The following is a 24,080-nucleotide window of genomic DNA, read 5'->3' as shown; positions in this document are numbered from 1 at the left end:
TTACTTTAGATTTTATGTTTTTTTAGTTAATTTTCTTTAGATGAGTATTGATAATTTAAATTGGAAGATTTTAAAGTGCTTGCAGCAAAATGCACGCATGTCTAATGCAGAAATAGGGAGACGTGTTGGTATAACTTCTCCTGCCGTTTCCGAACGTATAAAAAAAATGGAGGATGCCGAAATTATTCAAGGTTATACAACATTTGTGTCTCCGTTTGAAGCGGGTTATCAACTCAAGGCTTTAATTACGCTTAGAGCGTTTATGGGCATGTTAAAACCTTTTTTAGAGAAGGTTAAAACATATGATGAGGTGGTAAATTGCTATCGTATTACAGGTAACGAAAATATAGTCATGGAAGTGGTGCTCAAAAATCAGAAGCATTTAGAGGTCTTTATAGATCAATTAATAAGCTATGGTGAAACTAAGACCCAAATTGTACTATCTCATGTAATAAAATACAGTGAAGTTAAACCTGTAAAGTGATGATATCTTAGTTAGCCTAGATTTATCAATGTGCTTTTATAGAGTTTGCTCTATGTGGTTCCCAATTATTTTAGCATGTACTCTAGAGTTTTCAATAAACCATTTGTGCGTTTCCTTTCCTCCACAAATGACTCCAGCCAAATAAAGACCTTTAACGTTAGATTCCATCGTTTCTGAATTGTAATTAGGAATGGATTTGCCGTCAGCTGAAAATTGAACACCAGCTTTTTCTAAAAACTTAAAATTTGGTCTGTAGCCTGTTAATGCTATAACATAATCATTAGCTAACGTTTTTTCACCATTCGGTGTGTTTATAATTATTTCAGAGGGTCTAATTTCTTTAATTTCAGAATTAAAATAAGCTTTAATACTACCTTCTTCAATTCGGTTTATAATGTCTGGTCTTACCCAATATTTCACACGTTCGCCAATGGCATCGCCTCTTATAATCATGGTAACGTTGCCTCCTTTTCTATAAATTTCCAATGCTGCATCCACCGACGAATTACTTGCGCCTACCACGGCAATATCTTGTAAAGTAAAAGGGTGTGCTTCTTTATAATAATGAAACACTTTTGCTAAATCTTCTCCTTCAACGTTTAAGAGGTTAGGGATGTCATAAAACCCGGTAGCTATAATGATTTTCTTAGCATTGTATATTGATTTATCCGATTGAATTTTAAATCCGTTTGGTGTTTTATTTATGTCTATTACCGTTTCGTAAAGGTTAATATTTAAAGCGTTAGATGTGGTAACACGTCTGTAATATTCTAAAGCTTCGTTCCGTGTTGGTTTAGGGTTGTTGCTAATAAAAGGAATGTTATTAATCTCTAATTTTTCAGATGTTGAAAAAAAGGTCATGTTTAACGGGTAATTAAATAATGAGTTGGTTAAAGCTCCTTTTTCGAGTATAACATAATTCAAGTTTCGTTTTTTGCATTCTAAGGCGCAGGCGATTCCTATTGGTCCTGCTCCAATTATTATAATGTCATTATTAATTGATTCCATTTATTGTTTTAATTTAGTCTCCAAGGTGGGTTTTTACGGTTTTTTCCTGCGTGATAAATGATAATAGAGTGCCCATCAGGATCATTTAAGTGTACCTCATTCCAAAGCCAAGACTGTTCCAAAATTTCAGATTTAAAAGTAATACCTTTTTGCTTTAATTCTGAAACGGTTGTAGAAAGATTCTCAACTTCAAAATATAAAGTGATCTTATTTTCTTCGGAAAGTTCTTCAACATTATGAATTGAAAATGTTGAATCTCCATCTGGGCATTCAAACCGTACATATCTTGGTAAAGCATCTACAATTAAGTTTAGGCCTAGGATTTTGTAAAATACAACGGCTTTTTCAACGTTTAGTGATGCTATAGTCACCTGATTTAGATTCATGTTAATTCATTTTTAGATCTTAGTACCCTTTTTAAATATAGCAAAAGTACGATGCCTAATAGTCCAAGCCCTCCCATAATATACCAAGTGTTTTTGTAACCAATACTTCCTACTAATCTTAAACCTCCACTGTGTCCAAAGACATTAGCTATTGCAAAAGCCATAACATACATAGATAAATACTCTCCCGATTTTCCTTTTTTTGCTCTATCCATTGCAAAGGCATTAGAAAACGGAAATCCAATCATTTCACCTACAGTCACAAACAACATGCCTATAGCGAGTATACCAATCCACGACGTTAAATTAAGTAAATAAAAACTTAATGTTGTTAGAATGAGGCCTCCAAGAGTTAATCCTATTTTTGAATGTTTGGTTTGTTCTAACCATTTTATTAAGGGCATTTCTAACAAGAAAATAAAAAAGCCATTGAGACCGAGTAGTATTCCAATCTGTAACACAGATAAGCCATGTATTTCTTTATAATATAAAGGCATTGTAGAAAAATATTGTAAAAATATAATTCCAAATAATACCATAGCCACAAAGAAAATCCAAAACGGTTTATCCTTATAAATTGAGATAGGATTCTCTATAATAATGTTATCAATAGGTTGTGCTACTCTCGGGTTTAAAACTTTAATAAGTAAAATTGTAGCGAGTATACATGTGATGCCATCTACCCAAAATAAACCACTATAGCCTAGAGTTGTAATGATGAGTCCTCCAACTGCTGGACCAGCAGAAAAACCTAAGTTTATGGCTAAGCGAATTAAAGTAACGGATCTGGTTTTATTTTCTGGTTTACTATACACACTCATCGCTACAAACATGGCAGGTCTAAAAGTGTCTGCAACGAGCATCACTAAAAAGATACCAATACAGAGACTGGCAAACGTATTTAGAAATTGTAAGGCTATGAATAGAATTCCTGTACTTAGAAGGCTTCTTACCATAACCTTATAATAGCCTATTTTGTCTGTAAGTTTGCCGCCAATCCATGCTCCTGCCACTGAGCCTAAACCAAAAGCAGCCATTATCCAACTTACATTTTCAACTGAAAATTTTAAATCATCCTTTAAGTATAATGTTAAGAAAGGAATAACCATAGTGCCAGCTCTATTTACAAATGTAATTAGGGCAAGCCACCAAACTTCTTTCGAAAGTCCTTTAAAGGTGTTTAGGTAATTGTTAAATAAAGTTTTCATTTTTTTTGTGGTGGTTATAAAAATAAAAAGTCCGACGTTGACGTCGGACTTTTAAATATTGTTTAATAGTATATGAGTATAGCTACAATAGATAATGCGTCCGAACAGTTTCCGTAGAAATCACACAGGTTTGCTTTGTATATCTTTTGTTTTGTAGCATTGTTTTACTTTTATTACTTACCCAAATCTACAATAAAATTGGTATATATTGTATTTTTGATTTCTAAATTAATTTGAAATGAAGAATTTGATGTTATTTGTTTTGGTAATCTTTTCGTTTGGTTGTACCGAAAATAAAAAGATGATTGTTGATGAAACTCCATTTCAGAGAAAGATGAATACCGAGTTTAAGGATGCTTCAAAGTCTCCTTTAAAAGCAAAGGATTTAAAGGTATTTGACGGTTTAGATTTCTTTCCTTATGATTCTGCTTTTGTTGTTACTGCCACTTTAAAGCGTACTCCAAATAGCGAGTGGTTTGATATGAAAACGAGTACAGATCGTTTATCTACAGAGCGTGTTTTAGGGGTTTTAAATTTTGAATTAAAGGGTGAATCTTATCAATTGAATGTTTACCAAGGAGAAAAACTTATGCAAACGGAAGGTTTTGAAGACTATCTGTTTTTGCCTTTTCTAGATAATACCAATGGAGCTTCAACCTATGGCGGCGGACGCTATATCGATTTAAAAATCCCGGAAGGCAATACAATAGAAATTGATTTTAACTCAGCATACAATCCATTATGTGCTTATAACGAGAAGTATTCTTGCCCAATTGTTCCAAGAGTTAATTATGTTGATTTAGATGTTGAAGCGGGAGTAATGGCTTTTAAAAATCACTAGTACTACAGCTTTTTTTGCTTTGAAATTGTTTGATTAAAATTCCTTTTCTACCAAGTAATTTTCAAAGCTAACACCTTTAGAAATCTTATTTTGTTTTTTTAGAACTTCGAAATATTTATTATCAAAAAATGGCAACGCTGTTTTACTGACGTCAGATTTTAGCACTTCAAAGTCATTCATCATGACTTGAGATTCTATAATTCGCAATAATTTTGAACCTATGCCTTGGCGTTGATAATTTTTATGAACAAATAACCCATCTAAATAATTGCCATTTTTTAAGTAGGCGAAACCTACAATGGTATGTTCAATTTTAGCGATAATAAAATAGAGTTTAGTGAGACGTTCTTCCCATTTTTCAATATCATCAGCACCAGAAGCCCATACACTAATCTGTTTTTCAGAATAATGTTTTTTGTTGATATGAATAATAGTGTCTCTAAAAAGGGAAGTGATTTCTGGAATATCGTCTAGAGTGGCAGTATTTATTTCTATTGATTTGTTCAATTTTTTCTATAAATTATTGATAGTTTTTCTAATAGCGACTAAATTAGTCAACAAACCTTCCAAGTTATCCAAATGCAACATATTGGCACCATCACTTTTTGCATTTGCAGGATCAAAATGGGTTTCAATAAACAAGCCGTCGATGTTGTTTACGACACCAGCTCTGGCAATCGTTTCAATCATATCAGGTCGTCCACCAGTAACACCAATACTTTGATTAGGTTGTTGCAATGAGTGTGTAACGTCTAAAACCGTTGGTGCATATTGACGCATTGTTGGGATACCTCTAAAATCTACAATCATGTCTTGGTAGCCAAACATCGTTCCTCTATCTGTAATCCATGCTTTATCATTACCAGCATCTTTTACTTTCTGAACGGCATGTTTCATGGCTTCAGGACTCATAAATTGTCCTTTCTTCAAATTAACCACTTTTCCAGTTTCTGCAGCTGCAACAACTAAATCTGTTTGTCGCACTAAAAACGCAGGAATTTGCAATACATCTACATATTCTGCAGCCATTGCAGCATCAGATACTTCGTGAATATCAGTTACTGTTGGTACATCAAAAGTTTCAGAAACTTTTCTTAGAATTTTTAATGCTTTTTCGTTTCCAATACCTGTAAAACTATCTATTCTACTGCGGTTAGCTTTTTTGAAACTGCCTTTAAATACGTAAGGAATTTCAAGCTTATCAGTAATTTTCATGACTTTTTCAGCAATACGTAATGCCATATCCTCACCTTCAATAGCACAAGGACCACATAGTAAAAAAAAGTTATCGGATTGGGTATGTTTTAATTTTGGAACTGTAATCAAAATTTTAGACTTAGATGGTTAAGGTACAAAGATACGATTATGTATGTTTAGATGAAACTTTGATTATTGGATATTAAGTTTCAAAAACGGAATCTTTGTGTTCTTGCAAAGTTGTGCAAGATTTTCTAGATATTATGAATCAGTTTTTTTGTCTTCAATTAAAATTCTTTCTTAATACTGTTTCTAACAATCCAGAGTGACATCACAAAATTACCAACAACTAAAAGGCCACCGTAAAATAAAAGTTTTTTAGATGTTTCTGTCCAATGAATAATATTAAGTAGATCAAATAAATAAGCTAAAATTAGGTAAGAAGACAAGCAAACAAATATAATCCCTAAAGAAAAATTTAATTTTTTATTAGGTTTAAAAAGTTGCCATAAAAACGGAATACTAAACAATAATATAGGATAAGCAGAAATGCCTTCAATTTTATTAATAGTTGTAAACCAATATACAATTACCGACAAAAAATAGAGGTAAGGAATAAATTTGGTGTATTTGCTAAGAGTGTTCATCTGTTAATTTTTAGGGTTCAGATTAATCTGCAAAACGCAGTTATAATAGCCCAATTAGCGATTGATTTTATAGGGTAGGCTTTACGCTGTGAATCAATAATATAACGTAAGATACGACTTCAAATTATTTGATAATAAAATTATAACATATAATTAACGAAAAAACGAGAATTAGCCGTACATTTGCACGCTTAAAAATTAGCATCAGTTATGACTAAGATTAAAAATATTGCAATTATTGCGCACGTCGATCACGGTAAAACAACATTGGTTGATAAGATTATGTACCATTGTCAATTGTTTCGTGAAAACGAAAATACAGGAGACTTAATTCTAGATAACAATGATTTAGAACGTGAGAGAGGTATTACAATTACTTCTAAAAACGTTTCTGTTGTTTATAAGGATACTAAGATTAATATCATTGATACACCGGGTCACGCCGATTTTGGAGGTGAAGTAGAACGTGTATTAAATATGGCTGATGGAGTTGTGTTATTGGTAGATGCCTTTGAAGGTCCTATGCCACAAACACGATTTGTATTACAAAAAGCGATTGATTTAGGTTTAAAACCTTGTGTAGTTATCAATAAAGTGGATAAAGAAAACTGTACTCCAGATGAAGTACATGAAAAAGTTTTTGATCTAATGTTTGAGCTTGGTGCTGAAGAATGGCAGTTGGATTTTCCAACCGTTTATGGTTCTGCTAAGAATAACTGGATGAGTGATGATTGGAGAAATGAAACTAAAAATGTTGAGCCGTTATTAGATATGGTTGTTGAGCATGTGCCAACTCCTGAATTTGAGAAAGGAACAACGCAGATGTTAATTACATCATTAGATTTCTCTTCTTTTACAGGTCGTATTGCAATTGGTCGTGTACAAAGAGGAAATATTGTAGAAGGACAACAAATCGCTTTAGTAAAAAGAGATGGTTCAATAGTAAAAAGTAGAATTAAAGAAGTCTTTATCTTTGAAGGTTTAGGACGTAAGAAAGTTCAAAGCGTTGAAACTGGAGATATCTGTGCACTTGTTGGTGTTGAAGGATTTGAAATCGGAGATACTGTTTCTGATATAGAAAACCCTGAAGGTTTAAAATCTATTGCGATAGATGAACCTACAATGAGTATGTTGTTTACAATTAACGATTCTCCTTTCTTCGGAAAAGATGGAAAGTATGTAACGTCTCGTCACATAAAAGATCGTTTAGAAAAAGAATTAGAGAAAAACTTAGCTCTTAAGTTAGGTGAAACTGGTAGTGCTGATAAGTTTATGGTTTTTGGTCGTGGTGTATTACACTTATCGGTATTAATCGAAACGATGCGTCGTGAAGGTTATGAATTACAAATTGGACAACCACAAGTAATCATTAAAGAAATTGATGGTGTTAAATGTGAGCCAATTGAAGAATTAACTATTGATCTTCCTGAAACTGTTTCTGGTAAAGCTGTAGAGTTTGTAACGAAGCGTAAAGGTGAGTTATTAAGTATGGTGACTAAAGGTGAGCGAATGATTTGTGAGTTTATGATCCCTTCTCGTGGTATTATTGGTTTACGTAACCAATTATTAACAGCAACTGCTGGAGAGGCAATTATGGCACACCGTTTTAAAGAATACCAGCCTTATAAAGGTGATATTCCTGGACGTATTTCTGGATCTTTAATTTCTATGGAAAACGGAACAGCGATTCCTTACTCAATTGATAAATTACAAGATAGAGGTAAGTTCTTTGTTGAACCAGGTGAAAACATTTACGAAGGTCAAGTTATTGGTGAGAACTCTCGTCAAGATGATATGTCTGTAAACATTACAAAAGCTAAAAAGCAAAGTAATGTACGTAGTTCTGGAGCAGATGATAAAGCTAAGATTGTTCCTGCAATTAAATTTTCTTTAGAAGAAGCTTTAGAATATATTCAGAAAGATGAATATGTTGAAGTAACTCCAAACTCTTTAAGATTGCGTAAGATTTTCTTAAAAGAGGTAGATCGTAAACGTAATAAATTTTAATCTAAAATTTATTAAACATATAGTTTTAAAAAGAGAAACACTGAAAAGTGTTTCTCTTTTTTTTGCAATCATTTTAAACAATAAGCCCTTACAAATAAACTGAACTAATAGTTTTTTATTTACTTTAGTCACGAATTCAAAAAAGTAAAGATTATTTTCTCAGTAAAAAAATATCAACCTGATTTACAACCAGAATGGGATGCGTTTGTGAAGGAGGCTAAGAATGCGACGTTCTTGTTTCAACGTGATTTTATGGACTATCACAGTGATCGTTTTAAGGATTTTTCAGTAATGATATATAAAGATGACCAGCTATATGCAGTGCTTCCGGCAAATGGTGTTGGTGATAAGGTGATTTCTCATCAAGGCTTAACTTACGGGAGTTTTATTTTAAAGGATAGTTCAAAATTGTTTTATGCTTTTGAAGCTTTTAAAGCCATGTTGGCCTTTTATGAAGCCGAAAATGTATCGGAATTAGAAATTAGGGTTATCCCAACATTTTATAATAGAATGCCAGCAGATGAGTTGGATTATTTTCTTTATAAAGCTGAAGCGCAACTAATAAAGAAAGATGTGCTGATGGTTATTGATTATACCCATAAATTACGGTTTCAGAAAAACCGAAGAGAAGGGATTAATAAAGCTTTGCGTTCTGAGCTTGAACTGAAAGTAGATACAAATTTCAAAGATTTTTGGACGGACGTTTTAATTCCTAATTTGGATAAGAAACACGGTATTAAACCCGTACATTCATTAAAAGAAATAGAATTATTAGCCGCTCGGTTTCCTGAAAATATTAAACAGGTTAACATCTATAAAGATGGAAAAGTTGTAGCAGGAACAACGGTGTTTTTAACCGATACGACCGTGCATCCGCAATATGTATCTGGTAATACAGATAAAAATGCCGATGGAAGTTTAGATTTGGCTTATGATTTTATCATCAATAAAATGTGTGATGATAAGCGTTATTTTGATTTCAATATTTCGAGTGAAGACAACGGACTTAAAATTAATGAAGGTCTCATATTTTGGAAGGAAAGCTGTGGGGCGAGAAGCTATACGGCAAACACTTATCTTGTTAATACTTCGATTCATAAACTATTACACATACCTAAAACATAAAGCATTTCTTTGCGTTTATATTATTTTCGGAGGTATTAAAAGGATTGTAAGCAATGTTTTTAAAATCTTGCAACTTAAAGTTTTAATTAAACCAATTGTTGTTTTATATTTCACAGGTTTATCTGATTTTTCAAGTTTAGCGAAATTAGATATGTACTTTCAAATTGTTAATTCATGATTAAGTTTTTAGATTTATATAAAATCAATGACCGTTTTCGCGATGAGTTTCAGGCCTCATTTAGTAAATCTTTAGATGATGCCCATTTTATTCTTGGAAATAACGTTACCAATTTTGAATATGAATTTGCGAATTTCTGTGGTACAAAGTTTTGTATTGGTACGGGCAATGGGTTAGATGCCTTGACTTTAATTTTAAAAGGTTACATAGAACTCGGTAAGCTCAAAAAAGGAGATAGAGTTATTGTACCTGCAAATACGTTTATTGCTACGATTTTATCTGTTTTACATGCGGAGTTGGTTCCTGTTTTAGTTGAACCCAATCCCGACACCTATAATATTTCTGTCGATACAGATAAAGCACTATTTATGGAAGCTAAGGCTATAATTATGGTGCATTTGTATGGGCAACTCGCAGATGTTGAGGGGTTTCAAAAAGTAGCTAAAGATTTTAATTTGCTTTTAATTGAAGATGCGGCTCAGGCTCATGGAGCGTCATGTCATTTAGGAAAAGCCGGAAACCTTTCGCATGCAGCAGCTTTTAGTTTTTATCCCACTAAAAATTTAGGGGCACTTGGTGATGGAGGTGCAGTAACCACTAACGATTCAGAATTAGGTGATGTCCTAAAATTGTTGCGCAATTATGGAAGTGAAGAAAAGTACACTAATAAAATGATTGGTTTTAATAGTCGCTTAGATGATATGCAAGCGGCATTCTTAAGGATTAAGTTGAAAACCTTAGACAAGGATAATGAAAGACGTCAGGAAATTGCTAGAACATATTTGGCAGGTATTCATAATTCAAAATTAAAGTTACCATTGTATAACGGTTCTAAGAATCACATTTTTTATGCCTTCGTTGTTGAAGTTGATGATAGAACAAATTTTACCGAATTTCTAAATAGGAACAACATAGAATGGTTAATCCATTATCCAATTCCTCCACATCAGCAGGAAGCATTAAAAGAATTTTCGCATTTTAAACTCCCACTAACAGAAAAGATTCATAAAAGAATTATAAGTTTGCCAATGAGTCCTGTAATGACAGAACGTGACATTCAAACAGTTATAGACGTTTTAAACACCTACTAATTGAGAAAGCTTTTCCAATATATAAATAACGAAGTTCTAGTAAAGGCTGCGAATCTAAATTTGGCTAATCTTAGTCTTAGAATTATAGCAGGTATTCTTGTTTCAAAATTTATAGCCATCTACATTGGTCCACAAGGCATGGCGCTTATTGGAAATTTACGGAACTTTATGAGTGCATTACAGTCTTTGTCTATTTCCGGACTTTACAAAGGTGTTGTTAGATTAATCAGTAAGTGTAAAGAGGATGCCGTTGAACTTTCCAAAACATTATCCACCGTCTTTTACTTTGGGTTTTTCTCTTCAGTGCTTCTGTCCTTTTTATGTTATTACAATGCTGAGTTTATAAATGATCTCATTTTTTCTTCAAGCTACAGATATACCTATATCATTAAAACGCTCTCTATTGTTTTACCGTTTTATGCCTTAAACATGTTTGCTTTTTCCATTATGAATGGATTCTCTAAGCATAAGTATCTACTCATTATAAACATTCTTGGACAGGTTTTAGGGCTTTTAGTTACGTTACTATTAATATATCAAGATAATATAGATGGTGCCTTACAAGCTATTGTAATCACGCCTGCACTTAATTTATTAATTACTATTGTTGGTATTGCGTTTAGACGAAGTTTAGTATCCTCTATTAAAATTACGCAAGTTAGTTTGTCTATCATAAATAGATTGAGTCCTTATATGATAATGGCTTTGGTTAGTGCTATTGCGCTACCTATTGTGTCTATTATTATCAGAAATTATCTTATAGATGAATTAGGCATAAAAGCTGCAGGTTATTGGACAGCTATGACACGCGTTTCAGATTATTATTTAATGTTTTTTAATTCGTTGATGGCACTTTATATCTTGCCACGTTTTGCCGAAATAAACTCAAAACAAGCATTTAGAAAAGAAGTGTTTAGTTTCTATAAAACTATTATGCCAGCGTTTTTAGTACTACTTCTTATTATTTATCTCAGCAGATCACTATTAATAAATATTTTATTCACTGAAGATTTTAGACCTGTAGAAGGCTTATTTGGGTATCAAATATTAGGAGATATTGCACGTGTACTTTCCATGGTAATTGCCTATCAGTTTTTAGCTAAAAAGATGTTTGCGCACTTCCTCATTTTGGAAGTATTCTTATTTATAATGATGTATTTTTCTAGTATTTACCTTATTGATGAGTTTGGACTGCAGGGAGCTGTAATGGGACATTGCTTGAGTTATTTTATGTACTTCGGAATAATAGTATTACTCTTTAGTAGTTCTTTGTTTGGCGTTTTAGACGAAGAAAAAACAGAAGACCATTAAAAATAGAGACGTGAAGCTTCCAAAATTTATTAGTAGTAATACAGTGCTTAAGATTACGTCGCTTAATGCTGTGGTGATTACAATTCGATTAATTGTTTCTGCATTTATTCAACGTTTACTTGCGGTTACTGTTGGTGAAGCTGGCTACGCAAGTATTGGTCAGGTGAGGAATGTTTTAGCAATGCTCACTAGTACATCTACCTTAGGTACATTTAATGGAGTTGTAAAATATGTCGCTGAATTTAAAAACAATCAGCCAGAACTTTCTAGGGTGTTTTCTACCGTAACCATTTTTGCAATTATTGGTTCCGTTGTTTCTGCTGCAGTTTTATTCTTTGGAGCGTCGTATTTGTCAGACTATCTTTTTAATTCGCAATCCTATATTTATATATTTCAACTTTTGGCGGTTATAGTCCCTTTTATAGCCGTTAGTCGTGTGGTAAATGCTGTGGTTAGTGGTTTGTCGGATTATAAACGCTACGCCAAAATAGAACTCATTAGTTATCTTTTAGCAACTGTTGCAGTTGTTGTTGGCCTATATACTTCAGAATTAAAAGGAATAATCATTGCTATTGCACTAGCGCCAGTGATTCAGTTAGTTGTTTTGGCCTTTGTATTTGGAAAAACTTTAAAAACCTATGTAAAATTTAAGTCTTTAACGTTTAGCCTCATTTATAAAAACAAGTTATTGGCATTTACATTAATGTCTTTTATTTCGACTTTTTTATTGAATTATATTGAGTTGAATATAAGAACTCTGGTTACCGATGAAATAAATATTAACGAAGCGGGATATTGGACGGCCATTACATTTATTTCTAAAAACTATATGGTGTTTGCTACTGGATTGTTTACGCTGTATGTATTACCAAAATTCGCTAGCATTCATAATAAGCATGAATTTAAGGTTGAAGTATTCAATATTTACAAAACCATTCTGCCGATTTTTGGATTAGGAATGTTGTTAGTCTATTTTTTAAGAGACTATATTATAATGTTTATATATCCAGATTTTACAGGTATGGAACCCTTGTTTAAATGGCAACTACTTGGAGATTTTATAAGATTAGGAGCGTTAGTATTATCACATCAGTTTTTAGCTAAACGTTTAGTAAAAAGTTTTGTAATTACTGAAATAGCGTCTTTAGCATTGTTTTTTGTACTGTCTAAAGTGTTTATTCAATATTATGGTACAGAAGGGATTGTAATTGCTCATTTTGTGAGGTATATCATTTACTTTATAATGGTCTTTTTTGTCATAAAAATATATTTCAGTAATCAAAAAAATAATTCCACCGATGGAAAAAATATGTAAAATATTTATTGATAATAAACCTTTTGAATTTAAGGTAGAAGGTGAATTTTTTTGGGGAAAACCAGAATTGCTTTATCCACAGAAAGATAATGTCTTGTCTAAAATGTCATGGGAAAATGAAGGTTTTAATATCGTTGAAGCCTTTGAAGAGCTAGATTTTTTAAAGCTTCAAGCATCGGTGAAAAATATTATAATTGATGCTTTAAAGACTAATAATGTAGCTGTAGATAATGAAACATTTGACTTAAAGGATTATCATAAATTTGTGACTACAGATGCATTGCATAATCAGGTAATTGCTATAACTCGTAATCTTGAAACTTCAGATTTTGATTTTGATATAGACTTATTGGCAAAACGGTTTGGAGACATTTTGGGTTACCAATTGACATCTTATGTAGAGGAACTAAAAAAATCACATATTCAAATACGGATAAGTAGACCACAATCTTTGGATATAAATCCACCACACAGAGATGGTTATTTAAGTTATTGGGAAGATATTATTAATGTTTGGCTACCTATTGCAGGTTGTAATGAAAAATCGTCTTTACCAGTAGTTGCAAAAAGCCACCTTATTCCAGAAAACGAAATTTTAAGAACAGAAAGTAAGGGAGCAAAAATTAATGGGAATATTTATTATGTGCCTTGTATTTTAGAGACAAAATCTGGAGTCATTAAGATGACAAGACCAAATCCTATGGAAAGTGAAGCCTTATTATTTTCTCCTTTTTTAATTCATGGAGCTGCCGTAAATGAAAATGAAGATATTACAAGAGTTTCTTTAGAACTTCGTTTTCCTAAGCAAAAAAACTAAGACCATTTTTCTAAAAATGATTTTGCACTATCAACATGGTTGTGATGCGTTTTTACAAATTGACGTGCATTTTTAGATATTTCAATTATTTTTTCAGGATTTTCAATCAGCCATTCTAGTTTAGAGGTAATCGCTTTTGCATCTGGTAATGCGTTTATAGCAATAGTATTGGGTGTTACATTATAGTAGTCTTCCCATTCTTTTTCAGCTCCTGTAAACACTACTTTTCCTTTTGCCATAGCTTCTAAAGCATTATAGCCTTGATCATAAGCATAGACTTGATCTAATAAGATATGAGCAGTATCAAAAGCTTTAATGTATTCTGTGTAAGGTAAGTTTTCGACCTTAATTATAATGACTTCTGATTTGTATTTAGTTTCAATTATATCTAATGCAGCATCAAAAATGTCATTTCCTTTTTTGTAATAGTTTGTTCTATTTATGCCATGAAAAATAGTTATTTTTCCTTCTATATTAGGTTCTTGATAAGGTATACTATCTACATTTATAACATGAGGAATCATTCCTAAATGTTTTTTATGGTTTTTTAACGGAATGTAATAATCGAGGTCAGAACTAATAACACCTTCAATTTTATTGTATATATGATGGTGTAATTTCACAAATTCAGGTGTTAAATATTTGAGTCCCAACGAGAAATCTGTGGCTTTTACGCGGCCTTCAAAATAAGGGGTGTGTATGGAATATTTAAATTTTTTATCAACTGAGAATTTAACACTCGGGTAGTCTGTTCCACAGGATAGGATGAATACTTTCTTGTTCCAACTGGTTAATAAATCAAAGATTTTTTGTTCATCTTTAGCAGCACAGAGAAAAGAAGATTCATTTATAAATTGGACAACATCATAGTTTTCTAGTTGGGTTTTATGCTTAAGGAGTTGCTTCTTTACGTGAATAAAATGTAAGTCTATTTTAAACAAACGGATCATTAAAGATCTCACTTTTTGCAATGGTCCTTTTCTAAATTTTTGATTTATTTCTATATCAACATCAACTTTTTTGAACCCATCATCCATGCCAACAACAATTGCTTCGTGTCCAAAATTTTGCAGCCCTTCTTTTAAATATCTATGTGACCTATTGTATTCTCCAACCAATAAAACTCTCATGTGTAGATTCTAATTATTGTAATCAAAGTTATGGAACATTTCAACAATAATCTTGTTAGAATAGCATTGAAATATAGATGTTTCATTTATATCGTTACATTTGTCTCAAAGATACTCGTTAATGCTAAAAGCCAATAATAAAAAGATTTGTATTGTTGTTTCCTCTTTAGGTAAAGGAGGTGCAGAACGCTCTTCTGGCTTATTATCTGAGATGCTTTTTGATGTTGGTTATGATGTGCACGTGGTTAGTGTGCTTAATGATATTGAGTTTCCATTTAAAGGTAAACTTCTTAATTTAGGAGAGCTTAAGGCTAAAGATGATTCTGCTTTAGGAAGAATAAATAGACTTAGAGTTTTAAAAGCATATTTAAAAAAACATAACTTCGATTATGTCATTGATAATAGAACACGAATTGGGTTTTTGAAAGAATTTATAATTTCTAAATTCATCTACTCTCCTAAAAAAACTATCTATTGTATTCGAAGCTATAAAACAGCTAATTATATTAATCCTAATCGGTTTTTAGGACGATTATTATATGGTAATGCTTATAAAATTGTTGGAGTGTCTAAAGCCATTGCCGAAAAAGTAAAAGCGGATTATAGTTTTAATAACGTGACATCTATTTACAATCCTATAGCATTAGAAGAGCATAACTCAAAACTTGAAACTAAAGACAACTATATCTTATTTTTTGGTCGCTTAGATGATGAGGTTAAAAATATTTCATTGCTGTTAGAAGCGTATGCAAAATCCGAACTACCAAAACATCAGGTGAACCTAAAAATTTTAGGAGAAGGAAAAGATTTAGAAACACTAAAGAATCAAGTTGAAATATTAAATATAGCATCTAACGTAGAGTTCTTGCCATACAATCCATATCCTTCAGCCATTGTGAAATCTGCTTTATTTACACTGTTAACCAGCAGATATGAAGGTTTTCCGAGATCTATTTTAGAATCTCTTGCGCTTGGTACTCCTGTGGTTTCTGTAGATTGTAAATCTGGACCTAATGAAATTATTCAGAATACCTTCAATGGTCTTTTAGTTGAAAATCATAATCAGGGGGCTCTATCAGAAGCCATGACAAGTCTTTTTATAGATAAAGATTTATATTTACGTTGTAAGCAGAATTCGAAACCTAGCGTTGCTCATTTCTCGGAAGCTGAAATTGTTCAACAATGGCAATCCATTTTAAATTAATTATATGAATTCAATAAACGACGTAAAAATAATTGACATTCCTAAAGTACATGATGAACGTGGTTTTTTAGCGGTCATAGAAAAGAACACCATTCCATTTGCAATTAATCGTGTGTATTATTTGTACGATGTACCAAGTGATAGTTTTCGAGGTGGACATGCTCATAAGGAACAAGAATCCGTTATTATAGCATTAAGTGGAAGTTTTGAAGTGCTAGTAGATGATGGTAAAACAAAAAAGAGAATTATGCTCAATAAGCCCAACCTAGGGTTGGTCATACCAACACAGATTTGGCGGGAAATAGATAATTTTTCTTCTGGTGCTGTGTGTTTAGTCTTAGCCTCTACAACATATGATGAAGCAGAATATATCAGAGATTATGAGATTTTTAAATCTCAGCTTTTAGGGTAATATATTTTTTCGCCTTTTAAAGATTTAATTTTAATTAAGAGCTTTAAGAGCCATTCAGGACTATGTAATAAAAAGTTTTGTCTAAAACTTAAATTACTAGAATCTAAATGTGACGTATAATAATTAAAAAGGGTTTTATCATGCTGTACTTTACTGAGTATCGCCATGGAATACCTATTTCTATCCAAGAACTTCTTTAATGACGTGTTCTGTTGCTCTTCTTTGTAATACTTGTCAAACTTGGGTTTTTTATTCGCATCAAATGTTGTGTTAGATAGACTAGCCGAATTAAAAACATAATAGACAAGAACTTTGTTTATAAAGACGACGTCATAATGCATTCCAAAACGAAGCCACAAATCAGTATCCTGTCCAGAAACTATAGACGTATCAAAAAGACCTGTTTTATCTGTGATGGATTTTTTAAAGACGACACTAGAGCTTGTGATTAAAGAATATTTCTGACTTGCTTCAAAAAAATTGTGAGCGCCATAAAGTTCTTGTTGTTGAAAATTATACGCAACAGGAACAACTTTGTTTTCATATTTCTGAGCAATACCAGCAGCGAAAACCTTTAATTTAGGAAATTTAAGGATAGCATCGTACATGTATTGCAAATAAGAGGTATCCCAAGTATCATCACCATCTAAAAGTGCAATATAATCAGTGGTTGCTGCTTTTATTCCTGTATTTCTAGCGTTGGAAGCTCCTTGGTTTTTAATGCTTAGAAGTCTTAAGCGGTGGTCGTCAAAACTGTTTATAACGGCTTCGCTATTATCTGTAGAACCATCGTTAATAATTATAATTTCAAAATCTTTGAAACTCTGATTCAGAACACTTTCAATGGTGTGTTGAATGTGTTTTTCCTTATTATAAACCGATATGATTACAGAGAAAAATGCCATTTACCTTTTCGATTTTAAAGTGCAATAATAACTTAATCGGTACAAATCAAAAATCATGAGTGACGGGTTTTCACCAAGTAGGTTTTTTCTGAAAGTAGATTCAAACTTATAATAAATAGAGGCTAGTACTTTTGAAATGACGTTATCCTTAATTTTCGAATAGATGTTTGTAATTCGAGTGTAATGAGATGGTAATAAATCTTGATTGATAAATAGGTTTATCGCTTCAATCGAATCTAATGATTTTTGTAGAAAAGTCTTACTGTCTTCAAGACCAAGATGGTAAACAGGATTATCTATATGTTGTATGTTAATGTTAGCTTCCTTTAAGTTATACGAAAACAACGTGTCTTCATGTCTTAAATTAGGTATGTCTTCATTAAAACGAACCGTATTAAAAATACTTTTATGTATTAAGAAGCTTAAGGTTAAAAAGCTCAAATACGTGTTTTTGTTTCGAACTTCGGCAGATAAGGCTTCTCGTTTATTTCCATAAATCCAACGTAAGAGTTGAGCATCATTTACACGTTTTTCTTGATATAAAATACCTCCATAAATTACTTCAGATTTTTCTGAAATAGATTTAAGATAGGTACTTATAAAATCATCATTTTTGGGCATAACATCGGCATCTAGAAAAAGACACCAATCGAATTTTGCATTTTGAGCTAGCTTATTTCGTATGGCACTTCGTCCAATATTCTTTGGCAGAATATGATACTCAGAATGTGAAAGTGTATTTATAATGTTATTATACTCCTGAAATTTAATATCGTTAGAACAGTCATCATAACACAATATTTCAAAAGGAACGTCTGATATAATTAACTGCTTATGCACTACGGAAACGAGTTCTGAAATATTATAATTATAAACAGGTATTAATACAGAAATCATAAGATTTTACAAAGGTTAACCAAAAACTTAAGAGCGTTACATTGAAGATTTAACTCTTTCGTTGCACCACTTCAAACACTTTGTTTTCGTCGCATTTTAAGGTTTTGCTCGGATATTTTAAAAGTAAAGCATAATCGTGTGTGGCCATTAAAATAGTATTGCCATTTTTATTAATGTCTTGTAATACTTCCATGACTTCAACACTGGTTTGTGGATCTAAATTTCCAGTTGGCTCATCGGCTAATATCAGTTCAGGGTCATTAAGTAAAGCACGTGCAATAGCAATACGCTGTTGTTCACCACCAGAAAGTTCATGAGGATATTTAAAGCCTTTGGTCTTCATTGCGACCTTATCTAAAACCGTGTCTATACGGTCTTTAATACGGTCTTTTTCTTTCCAACCCGTTGCTTTTAACACGAATTCTAAATTTCCAATAATAGTACGATCTGGTAATAATTTAAAATCTTGAAAAACGATACCCAATTTTCGTCTTAAAAAAGGGATGTCTTTTTCTTTCATGGTTTTTAAGTTGAAATCCACAATAGAACCTTCACCTTCTGTTAATTGTAAATCACCATAAAGGGTTTTCATGAAACTACTTTTTCCACTTCCTGTTTTACCAATAAGATAGACGAAATCGCCTTTCTTCATTTCAAAATTCACCTTAGACAGGACCATACTGTCACCTTGATAAATCGTAGCATCTTTGAGCTCTAAAACTGTTTCGGACATATTATAGATATAAATAATTGGTAACTGTAAATGTATTGCTTAAAATTTCAAATCCAAAACATAAGTTTTAAATTCCAATTTAGAATTCTATTTTCAACCAACAACTACAAATCAAAATAATCGATATAGTTCTGCAAATCTTTATCACCACGACCAGATAAACTAATTACAACAACGTCGTTAGGTTTAAAAGTTTTATGTTTAAAAATAGCCAAAGCATGAGAACTTTCGATAGCCGGAATAATACCTTCTAACTGCGTTAATTCTAAACCAGAAGTCATCGCTTCGTCGTCTGTAGCAGAATAAAATTCACCACGTCCAGTTTTATATAAATGTGAATGTAAAGGACCAACACCAGGATAATCTAATCCTGCAGAAATTGAGTAGGGTTCTGTGATTTGTCCGTCTTTGGTTTGCATCAATAAGGTTTTACAACCATGTATAATGCCTTCTTTTCCTAAAACAGATGTGGCAGCACTTTCACCAGAATGAATTCCTTTTCCAGCAGCTTCAACAGCAATAATCCCAACATCTTCATTATCTAGAAAATGATGATAGGTTCCTGCGGCATTACTTCCTCCACCAATACAAGCCACAACGTAATCAGGATTTTCTCGACCTTCTTTTTCCTTTAATTGCCATTTTATTTCTTCGGAAATCACCGATTGAAATTGCGTAACCATGTCTGGGTAGGGATGTGGACCAATAGCAGATCCAATAATGTAATGGGTGTCAACCGGATTGTTAATCCAGTCGCGAATAGCTTCATTAGTAGCGTCTTTTAAAGTACGGCTACCAGATAACGCAGGTACAACTTTGGCGCCTAACATTTTCATTCGGGCTACGTTTGGTGCTTGACGAGCAATATCAATTTCTCCCATATAAACTACACAATCGATACCAGTTAAAGCACAAACAGTTGCGGTTGCAACGCCGTGTTGACCCGCTCCAGTTTCGGCAATAATTCTGTTTTTGCCTAAACGTTTTGCCATTAAAATTTGACCAATGGTATTGTTGATTTTGTGAGCACCAGTATGATTTAAATCCTCACGTTTTAAATATACTTTGGTATTGTATTTTTCAGAAAGACGTTTCGCAAAATAGAGTGGAGAAGGACGACCAACATAATCTTTTAAAAGTTGATTGAACTCGTCTTGAAACGAAGGTTCAGCCATGATTTTTAGATAGTTTTGACGCAATTCTTCTACATTAGGATAAAGCATTTCGGGAATGTATGCTCCACCGAACTCACCGTAATAGCCTTTTTCGTTGATTTTGTATGTGTTTTTCATAAGCCTTTGTCATTCCTGCGAAGGCAGGAATCTATTATTTTCATTGTGGATCACGCTTTTTTGCGTGATGTGGCAATCTGTTTCTTTCTTTCTTTCTTTCTTTCTTTCTTTCTTTCTTTGCGTTCATTTTGTCTTGAAACACTATTAAATAAAAATTGTCCAGTGGACGATTTTTGTTTCATACAAAACCAAAAATTCAAAACGATTTATTAGGAAATTGCTAAAGCACCATTCGCTTTCAAAGCTACATGCTTGAAGCTTCGCTTCGCAGTTCCGCTTTTTCGCTCTTTATTTCTGAAAATCGTTGTTTCCGACGCTGTCGGAATTTGGGACACTCTTACTATGCTAATTTTTGCTTTCCTCCCACGTTATTTTAATTTTTGCAACAGCTAACAGCTAACAGCTAACAGCTAACAGCTAATTACATTATGTTTAAACGTTTTCAATTCTTCAATATTCTTCAATCCAGGTTCAATTTCAAATTTACTATTAACGTCAATAGCGTAACAATATTTTGAAGCAAGACTTTCTTTAAAACCTTTTATTTTTTCAATTTCATGTAATCCAATACCACCACTTAAAAAATAAGGTTTGGTTGATGGATACTGTTCTAATACATTCCAGTTGAAGGTGTAACCGTTTCCTCCTGGTAATTTTCCTTTAGTATCGAATAAAAAATAATCACAGACATCTTCAAAAGGTTGAAGCACATCAAAGTTGAATTCATCTTTAATGCTAAAGACCTTTATAACTTCAACAGTGTTTATTGTTGCACAATATTCTGGCGATTCGTGTCCATGTAATTGAACAGCTTGTAAGTTGAATTTTTTAATAGTGTCTTTCACTATTTCTAGTTCTTCATCCACAAAAACACCAACTTTTTTTATTGATCTTGGCAATTCAGGAATATTAGAATCAAAATGTCTGGCTGATTTTTTATAAAATATAAAACCGAGATAGTCTGGTCGCAAATTAGCCACACCTTCTAGGTTCTCCTTATATTTCATTCCGCAGACTTTTAGTTTCATCTTCATTCTCGCGAAAGCGGGAATCTCACCACGCATTCGGCTTTTTTAAATTATTATTTTTGTCATTCCTGCGAAGGCAAGAATCTATTTATTTCTTCTCGATACAATTTTTTCGTACTTCAAATAGCACTCGAAGTGACGTTAAAATTAATTTGTTTCTTTTCTATTTTAGACCTGCTAGGTTTTATAAACCTGCTAAGTCTTTTATAAATTGAGCAGCACTCGCTCCAGGGTTATCTGTTTTCATAAAGTTTTCGCCGATTAAAAAACCTTTATAGCCATAAGGCTGTAATTCTTTGATGGCGTCCACAGAACTAATACCTGATTCAGATACTTTTACAAAATCATTTGGTATCAATGCACTTAATTGTTTTGAGATGTCTAAACTGACTTCAAATGTTTTTAAATTTCTGTTATTTACACCTAACATATCTAAAGATGGCATAATGGACTTATGTAATTCGTCTTCGTTATGGACTTCTAATAACACATCGAGATTTAGGCTTTTAGCTAATTCAGAAAACTGCTTAATCTCAGCTTTAGTTAATATGGCTGCAATTAGTAAAATAGCATCTGCACCAATAGCTTTGGCTTCAATAATCTGATATTCATCAATTATAAATTCTTTTCGAAGCAAAGGCAATTCGCAATTTTCTCTAGCAATCATTAAATCGTCCATGGAACCACCAAAATAAATCTCGTCCGTTAAAATAGACATGCCACATACTCCTGCATTTTCGTAACCAATGGCAACATCTTCAACCAAAGCAGTATCATTTATAATGGATTTAGAAGGCGATTTGCGTTTGAATTCTGCAATAATACCAGTCTGACTTACTCTTAATTTTTCTGACAATGACCTTGTTTTCATTCCGAAATAAGGTAGCTGTTCATAAGCTTTTATAGGAATTAGTTCTTTTTTAAGATTAACCTCCTTGCGTTTGTCTATTACTATTTTGTCTAAGATGTTCATTTGCTTAATTCAATTAGTTTATCTAAACTCTGTTTTGCTTTTCCACCAACAAGCGATTCTTTGGCCAATTCAAATCCTTCCTTATGTGAAATTTGTTTGGCCGTAGCAATGGCTAGTCCGGCGTTAGCACACACCACATTGTGCTGTGCTTCTGTACCTTTATAATTGATAACACTTTTAAAAATTTCGGCAGCCATTTTGATACTGTTTCCTCCAAAAATTTCAGATTGTTGAATTTGATTGACTCCTAAGTCATGCGGTTCAAATAAGGTTTCTGCTATATTAGAAATCACTTTCGTTTTTCCTGTTAACGAGATTTCATCATAACCATCTAAAGCATGAACTATGGCATAGTTTTTATCCGATTCTTGATATAAATAACTGTACAATCTCAATAATTCAAGATTAAAAACACCAACCATTTGATTTTTTGGAAATGCAGGATTGACCATTGGGCCTAACATATTGAAAAAGGTTTTTACACCCAATTCTTTTCGGATTGGGGCTACATTTTTCATTGCAGGATGAAATAAAGGTGCATGTAAAACGCATATTCCGGCTTCATCAATACTACGTTTTAAAAAGTCGGTATCACTTGTGAATTTTATGCCTAAATATTCCATGACATTTGAAGACCCACAAGCCGAAGACACACCATAATTCCCATGTTTAGTAACATGGACTCCTGCACCTGCTGTCACAAATGAAGATAAGGTTGAAATATTAAAAGTATCTTTTCCGTCACCTCCAGTTCCACATAAATCGATAGTCTCGTAGTTATCTAAATTTACTGGAATACATAACTCTAGTAGTGCGTCTCTAAAACCTCGAAGCTCTTCTGTGGTGATACTTCGCATCATATAAACGGTTAAGAATGATGCAATTTGACTTTGGTTATATTTTCCTTCGGATATGTTGACCAAGACGTTTTTTGCTTCTTCACTAGAGATGCTTTCTTGGTTAATGAGTCGGTTTAATAATTGTTTCATATCAATGCCTACGAAAGCAGGTATCTTTTTTTTATTTGTTCTTATTTTCTTTTGTTCATTTGCCTTGATGCAAACGAACCAAAAATCACGATCAAAATTAGGAAATTGCTAAAGCACCATTCGTTTTCGAAATTCCATGCTTAAAGCTTCGCTTTGCAGTTCCATTCCTTCACTTATTATTTCTGAATTTTGATGTTTCCGACTTTGTCGGAATATGGGACATTAATTTTTACTGAATTTTGTATTCTTCCCAAATTGTATTTTAGTTTTTGCTTACTGCTTACTGTTTACCCAATTTTCTAAAATCTGTTTTCCATCTGGTGTCAACACCGATTCTGGGTGATATTGCACACCTTTAACGTCGTAAACTTTATGTCTTAATGACATTATTTGTCCGTTGTCGTCAAATGACGTAGCTTCTAAACAATCTGGTAAATTGGCATTCACGACCCATGAATGATATCTGCCCACTTCAAAAGTTTTGCCTAAGCCTTTAAAAAGGGATTCGTCATCAACTGAAAGTGTAATGCTAGTGGCCACACCATGATACACATTATCTAAATTTTCCAATGAACCACCAAAAACTTCACCAATAGCTTGTTGTCCTAAACAAACACCTAAGATACTTTTGGTTGGAGCATAAGTTTCTATAATCTGTTTTAATAAACCGGCTTCATCTGGGACTCCTGGTCCTGGAGATAACACAATTTTATCAAAAGCATCGACTTCTTCTAGTGTTAGTTTATCGTTTCGTTTTACGGTGACTTCACAATCTAAATCTTCTAAATAATGAACTAAATTGTATGTAAAACTGTCGTAATTATCTATGACTAATATTTTTTTCATCGCAATGTTCCGTGAAACGGAATATCTTTTTAATTATACTTCAATTTTTTAAATAG

The 24,080-nt window shown here is 32.7% G+C and carries 25 protein-coding genes; 10 read left to right on the top strand and 15 right to left on the bottom strand.

The window, feature by feature from the left end; translation table 11 throughout:
* The first annotated feature begins 40 nt into the window (after positions 1–40).
* Positions 41–484, top strand: a complete 444-nt coding sequence (locus tag BLT80_RS12125; RefSeq protein WP_092468332.1) for an Lrp/AsnC family transcriptional regulator — start codon at positions 41–43, stop codon at positions 482–484.
* 36 nt (positions 485–520) lie between these two features.
* Here BLT80_RS12125 and BLT80_RS12120 read toward each other — a convergent pair whose 3' ends face one another.
* The 3 genes from BLT80_RS12120 to BLT80_RS12110 are packed head-to-tail and all read right to left on the bottom strand — an operon-like array spanning position 521 to position 3,086.
* Positions 521–1,492, bottom strand: a complete 972-nt coding sequence (locus BLT80_RS12120; RefSeq protein WP_092468329.1) for a YpdA family putative bacillithiol disulfide reductase — start codon at positions 1,490–1,492, stop codon at positions 521–523.
* 8 nt (positions 1,493–1,500) lie between these two features.
* The gene (locus tag BLT80_RS12115) at positions 1,501–1,878 is read right to left on the bottom strand and encodes a VOC family protein (protein WP_092468327.1); all 378 of its coding nucleotides are present in this window, start codon (positions 1,876–1,878) and stop codon (positions 1,501–1,503) included.
* Complete coding sequence (locus BLT80_RS12110; RefSeq protein WP_092468325.1) at positions 1,875–3,086, bottom strand: MFS transporter; 1,212 nt, start codon at positions 3,084–3,086, stop codon at positions 1,875–1,877. The genes BLT80_RS12115 and BLT80_RS12110 overlap by 4 nt, the downstream gene beginning before the upstream one ends.
* A gap of 238 nt (positions 3,087–3,324) precedes the next feature.
* Between BLT80_RS12110 and BLT80_RS12105 the strand changes: the two genes are divergently transcribed.
* Positions 3,325–3,927 carry a DUF1684 domain-containing protein gene (locus tag BLT80_RS12105; protein WP_092468323.1) on the top strand — a complete coding sequence of 201 codons (603 nt, stop codon included), beginning with the start codon at positions 3,325–3,327 and terminating at the stop codon, positions 3,925–3,927.
* Positions 3,928–3,960: 33 nt separating this feature from the next.
* Here BLT80_RS12105 and BLT80_RS12100 read toward each other — a convergent pair whose 3' ends face one another.
* The 3 genes from BLT80_RS12100 to BLT80_RS12090 all read right to left on the bottom strand — a co-directional run bounded on the left by BLT80_RS12100 (position 3,961) and on the right by BLT80_RS12090 (position 5,771).
* On the bottom strand, positions 3,961–4,434 hold the full coding sequence (locus tag BLT80_RS12100; protein ID WP_092468321.1) for a GNAT family N-acetyltransferase: 474 nt from the start codon (positions 4,432–4,434) through the stop codon (positions 3,961–3,963).
* Positions 4,435–4,440: 6 nt separating this feature from the next.
* Positions 4,441–5,253 carry a 3-deoxy-8-phosphooctulonate synthase gene (gene kdsA, locus BLT80_RS12095; RefSeq protein WP_394331391.1) on the bottom strand — a complete coding sequence of 271 codons (813 nt, stop codon included), beginning with the start codon at positions 5,251–5,253 and terminating at the stop codon, positions 4,441–4,443.
* 158 nt (positions 5,254–5,411) lie between these two features.
* The gene (locus BLT80_RS12090; RefSeq protein ID WP_092468317.1) at positions 5,412–5,771 is read right to left on the bottom strand and encodes a hypothetical protein; all 360 of its coding nucleotides are present in this window, start codon (positions 5,769–5,771) and stop codon (positions 5,412–5,414) included.
* 210 nt (positions 5,772–5,981) lie between these two features.
* On the opposite strand from BLT80_RS12090, the gene typA reads away from it, so the two are divergent.
* The 6 genes from typA (at position 5,982) to BLT80_RS12060 (ending at position 13,615) form a co-directional block, all read left to right on the top strand.
* Complete coding sequence (gene typA / locus BLT80_RS12085; protein WP_092468314.1) at positions 5,982–7,778, top strand: translational GTPase TypA; 1,797 nt, start codon at positions 5,982–5,984, stop codon at positions 7,776–7,778.
* Positions 7,779–8,030: 252 nt separating this feature from the next.
* Complete coding sequence (locus BLT80_RS12080) at positions 8,031–8,903, top strand: GNAT family N-acetyltransferase (protein ID WP_139181060.1); 873 nt, start codon at positions 8,031–8,033, stop codon at positions 8,901–8,903.
* 174 nt (positions 8,904–9,077) lie between these two features.
* Positions 9,078–10,172, top strand: coding sequence for a DegT/DnrJ/EryC1/StrS family aminotransferase (locus BLT80_RS12075; RefSeq protein ID WP_092468309.1), 1,095 nt, complete (start codon positions 9,078–9,080; stop codon positions 10,170–10,172).
* Positions 10,173–11,483 carry an O-antigen translocase gene (locus tag BLT80_RS12070; protein WP_092468307.1) on the top strand — a complete coding sequence of 437 codons (1,311 nt, stop codon included), beginning with the start codon at positions 10,173–10,175 and terminating at the stop codon, positions 11,481–11,483.
* Positions 11,484–11,493: 10 nt separating this feature from the next.
* Positions 11,494–12,798, top strand: coding sequence for an O-antigen translocase (locus BLT80_RS12065; protein ID WP_092468305.1), 1,305 nt, complete (start codon positions 11,494–11,496; stop codon positions 12,796–12,798).
* Entirely contained in the window at positions 12,782–13,615 is an 834-nt protein-coding gene (locus tag BLT80_RS12060; RefSeq protein WP_092468303.1) for a phytanoyl-CoA dioxygenase family protein, read from the top strand. Before BLT80_RS12065 ends, BLT80_RS12060 begins: the two co-directional genes overlap by 17 nt.
* Here the strand turns inward: BLT80_RS12060 and BLT80_RS12055 are convergent.
* Entirely contained in the window at positions 13,612–14,745 is a 1,134-nt protein-coding gene (locus BLT80_RS12055; RefSeq protein ID WP_092468301.1) for a glycosyltransferase, read from the bottom strand. The genes BLT80_RS12060 and BLT80_RS12055 overlap by 4 nt on opposite strands.
* Positions 14,746–14,866: 121 nt before the next feature.
* On the opposite strand from BLT80_RS12055, the gene BLT80_RS12050 reads away from it, so the two are divergent.
* Together BLT80_RS12050 and BLT80_RS12045 are read left to right on the top strand one after the other, a co-directional pair.
* Positions 14,867–15,949 carry a glycosyltransferase gene (locus BLT80_RS12050; RefSeq protein WP_092468299.1) on the top strand — a complete coding sequence of 361 codons (1,083 nt, stop codon included), beginning with the start codon at positions 14,867–14,869 and terminating at the stop codon, positions 15,947–15,949.
* Between the two features lie 4 nt (positions 15,950–15,953).
* Complete coding sequence (locus BLT80_RS12045) at positions 15,954–16,361, top strand: sugar 3,4-ketoisomerase (protein WP_092468297.1); 408 nt, start codon at positions 15,954–15,956, stop codon at positions 16,359–16,361.
* On the opposite strand, the gene BLT80_RS12040 is transcribed toward BLT80_RS12045, so the two are convergent.
* The 8 genes from BLT80_RS12040 to BLT80_RS12005 all read right to left on the bottom strand — a co-directional run bounded on the left by BLT80_RS12040 (position 16,346) and on the right by BLT80_RS12005 (position 24,024).
* Positions 16,346–17,266 carry a glycosyltransferase family 2 protein gene (locus BLT80_RS12040; RefSeq protein ID WP_092468295.1) on the bottom strand — a complete coding sequence of 307 codons (921 nt, stop codon included), beginning with the start codon at positions 17,264–17,266 and terminating at the stop codon, positions 16,346–16,348. The genes BLT80_RS12045 and BLT80_RS12040 overlap by 16 nt on opposite strands.
* On the bottom strand, positions 17,267–18,163 hold the full coding sequence (locus tag BLT80_RS12035; protein WP_092468293.1) for a glycosyltransferase family 2 protein: 897 nt from the start codon (positions 18,161–18,163) through the stop codon (positions 17,267–17,269).
* Between the two features lie 49 nt (positions 18,164–18,212).
* Positions 18,213–18,896 carry a cell division ATP-binding protein FtsE gene (locus BLT80_RS12030; RefSeq protein ID WP_092468291.1) on the bottom strand — a complete coding sequence of 228 codons (684 nt, stop codon included), beginning with the start codon at positions 18,894–18,896 and terminating at the stop codon, positions 18,213–18,215.
* A gap of 104 nt (positions 18,897–19,000) precedes the next feature.
* Positions 19,001–20,188: a tryptophan synthase subunit beta gene (gene trpB / locus BLT80_RS12025; RefSeq protein WP_092468289.1), complete on the bottom strand. Its 1,188-nt coding sequence runs from the start codon at positions 20,186–20,188 to the stop codon at positions 19,001–19,003.
* A 410-nt stretch (positions 20,189–20,598) separates the two neighbouring features.
* Positions 20,599–21,216, bottom strand: coding sequence for a phosphoribosylanthranilate isomerase (locus BLT80_RS12020; protein ID WP_092468515.1), 618 nt, complete (start codon positions 21,214–21,216; stop codon positions 20,599–20,601).
* 184 nt (positions 21,217–21,400) lie between these two features.
* Positions 21,401–22,189, bottom strand: coding sequence for an indole-3-glycerol phosphate synthase TrpC (trpC, locus tag BLT80_RS12015; RefSeq protein WP_092468287.1), 789 nt, complete (start codon positions 22,187–22,189; stop codon positions 21,401–21,403).
* Entirely contained in the window at positions 22,186–23,178 is a 993-nt protein-coding gene (gene trpD / locus BLT80_RS12010) for an anthranilate phosphoribosyltransferase (protein WP_092468285.1), read from the bottom strand. Before trpD ends, trpC begins: the two co-directional genes overlap by 4 nt.
* A gap of 273 nt (positions 23,179–23,451) precedes the next feature.
* Entirely contained in the window at positions 23,452–24,024 is a 573-nt protein-coding gene (locus tag BLT80_RS12005; RefSeq protein WP_092468283.1) for an anthranilate synthase component II, read from the bottom strand.
* Positions 24,025–24,080: the final 56 nt, after the last annotated feature.

Origin of the sequence: Winogradskyella thalassocola, from assembly GCF_900099995.1 — a bacterium.
Lineage (GTDB): Bacteria > Bacteroidota > Bacteroidia > Flavobacteriales > Flavobacteriaceae > Winogradskyella > Winogradskyella thalassocola.
The sequence above is the reverse complement of the archived record's forward strand: the minus strand, read 5'-3'. Positions and strand labels throughout refer to the sequence as shown.

What these genes read in the sequence shown, in the direction of transcription:
- typA (WP_092468314.1), top strand. Translation starts at nt 5,982, where the DNA reads ATGACTAAGATTAAAAATATTGCAATTATTGCGCACGTCGATCACGGT.
- BLT80_RS12125 (WP_092468332.1), top strand. Translation starts at nt 41, where the DNA reads ATGAGTATTGATAATTTAAATTGGAAGATTTTAAAGTGCTTGCAGCAA.
- BLT80_RS12090 (WP_092468317.1), bottom strand. Translation starts at nt 5,771, where the DNA reads ATGAACACTCTTAGCAAATACACCAAATTTATTCCTTACCTCTATTTT.
- BLT80_RS12075 (WP_092468309.1), top strand. Translation starts at nt 9,078, where the DNA reads ATGATTAAGTTTTTAGATTTATATAAAATCAATGACCGTTTTCGCGAT.
- BLT80_RS12110 (WP_092468325.1), bottom strand. Translation starts at nt 3,086, where the DNA reads ATGAAAACTTTATTTAACAATTACCTAAACACCTTTAAAGGACTTTCG.
- trpB (WP_092468289.1), bottom strand. Translation starts at nt 20,188, where the DNA reads ATGAAAAACACATACAAAATCAACGAAAAAGGCTATTACGGTGAGTTC.
- BLT80_RS12035 (WP_092468293.1), bottom strand. Translation starts at nt 18,163, where the DNA reads ATGATTTCTGTATTAATACCTGTTTATAATTATAATATTTCAGAACTC.
- BLT80_RS12050 (WP_092468299.1), top strand. Translation starts at nt 14,867, where the DNA reads ATGCTAAAAGCCAATAATAAAAAGATTTGTATTGTTGTTTCCTCTTTA.
- BLT80_RS12040 (WP_092468295.1), bottom strand. Translation starts at nt 17,266, where the DNA reads ATGGCATTTTTCTCTGTAATCATATCGGTTTATAATAAGGAAAAACAC.
- BLT80_RS12030 (WP_092468291.1), bottom strand. Translation starts at nt 18,896, where the DNA reads ATGTCCGAAACAGTTTTAGAGCTCAAAGATGCTACGATTTATCAAGGT.
- BLT80_RS12005 (WP_092468283.1), bottom strand. Translation starts at nt 24,024, where the DNA reads ATGAAAAAAATATTAGTCATAGATAATTACGACAGTTTTACATACAAT.
- BLT80_RS12115 (WP_092468327.1), bottom strand. Translation starts at nt 1,878, where the DNA reads ATGAATCTAAATCAGGTGACTATAGCATCACTAAACGTTGAAAAAGCC.
- trpD (WP_092468285.1), bottom strand. Translation starts at nt 23,178, where the DNA reads ATGAAACAATTATTAAACCGACTCATTAACCAAGAAAGCATCTCTAGT.
- BLT80_RS12045 (WP_092468297.1), top strand. Translation starts at nt 15,954, where the DNA reads ATGAATTCAATAAACGACGTAAAAATAATTGACATTCCTAAAGTACAT.
- BLT80_RS12080 (WP_139181060.1), top strand. Translation starts at nt 8,031, where the DNA reads ATGGACTATCACAGTGATCGTTTTAAGGATTTTTCAGTAATGATATAT.
- BLT80_RS12055 (WP_092468301.1), bottom strand. Translation starts at nt 14,745, where the DNA reads ATGAGAGTTTTATTGGTTGGAGAATACAATAGGTCACATAGATATTTA.
- BLT80_RS12020 (WP_092468515.1), bottom strand. Translation starts at nt 21,216, where the DNA reads ATGAAACTAAAAGTCTGCGGAATGAAATATAAGGAGAACCTAGAAGGT.
- BLT80_RS12105 (WP_092468323.1), top strand. Translation starts at nt 3,325, where the DNA reads ATGAAGAATTTGATGTTATTTGTTTTGGTAATCTTTTCGTTTGGTTGT.
- BLT80_RS12060 (WP_092468303.1), top strand. Translation starts at nt 12,782, where the DNA reads ATGGAAAAAATATGTAAAATATTTATTGATAATAAACCTTTTGAATTT.
- BLT80_RS12120 (WP_092468329.1), bottom strand. Translation starts at nt 1,492, where the DNA reads ATGGAATCAATTAATAATGACATTATAATAATTGGAGCAGGACCAATA.
- trpC (WP_092468287.1), bottom strand. Translation starts at nt 22,189, where the DNA reads ATGAACATCTTAGACAAAATAGTAATAGACAAACGCAAGGAGGTTAAT.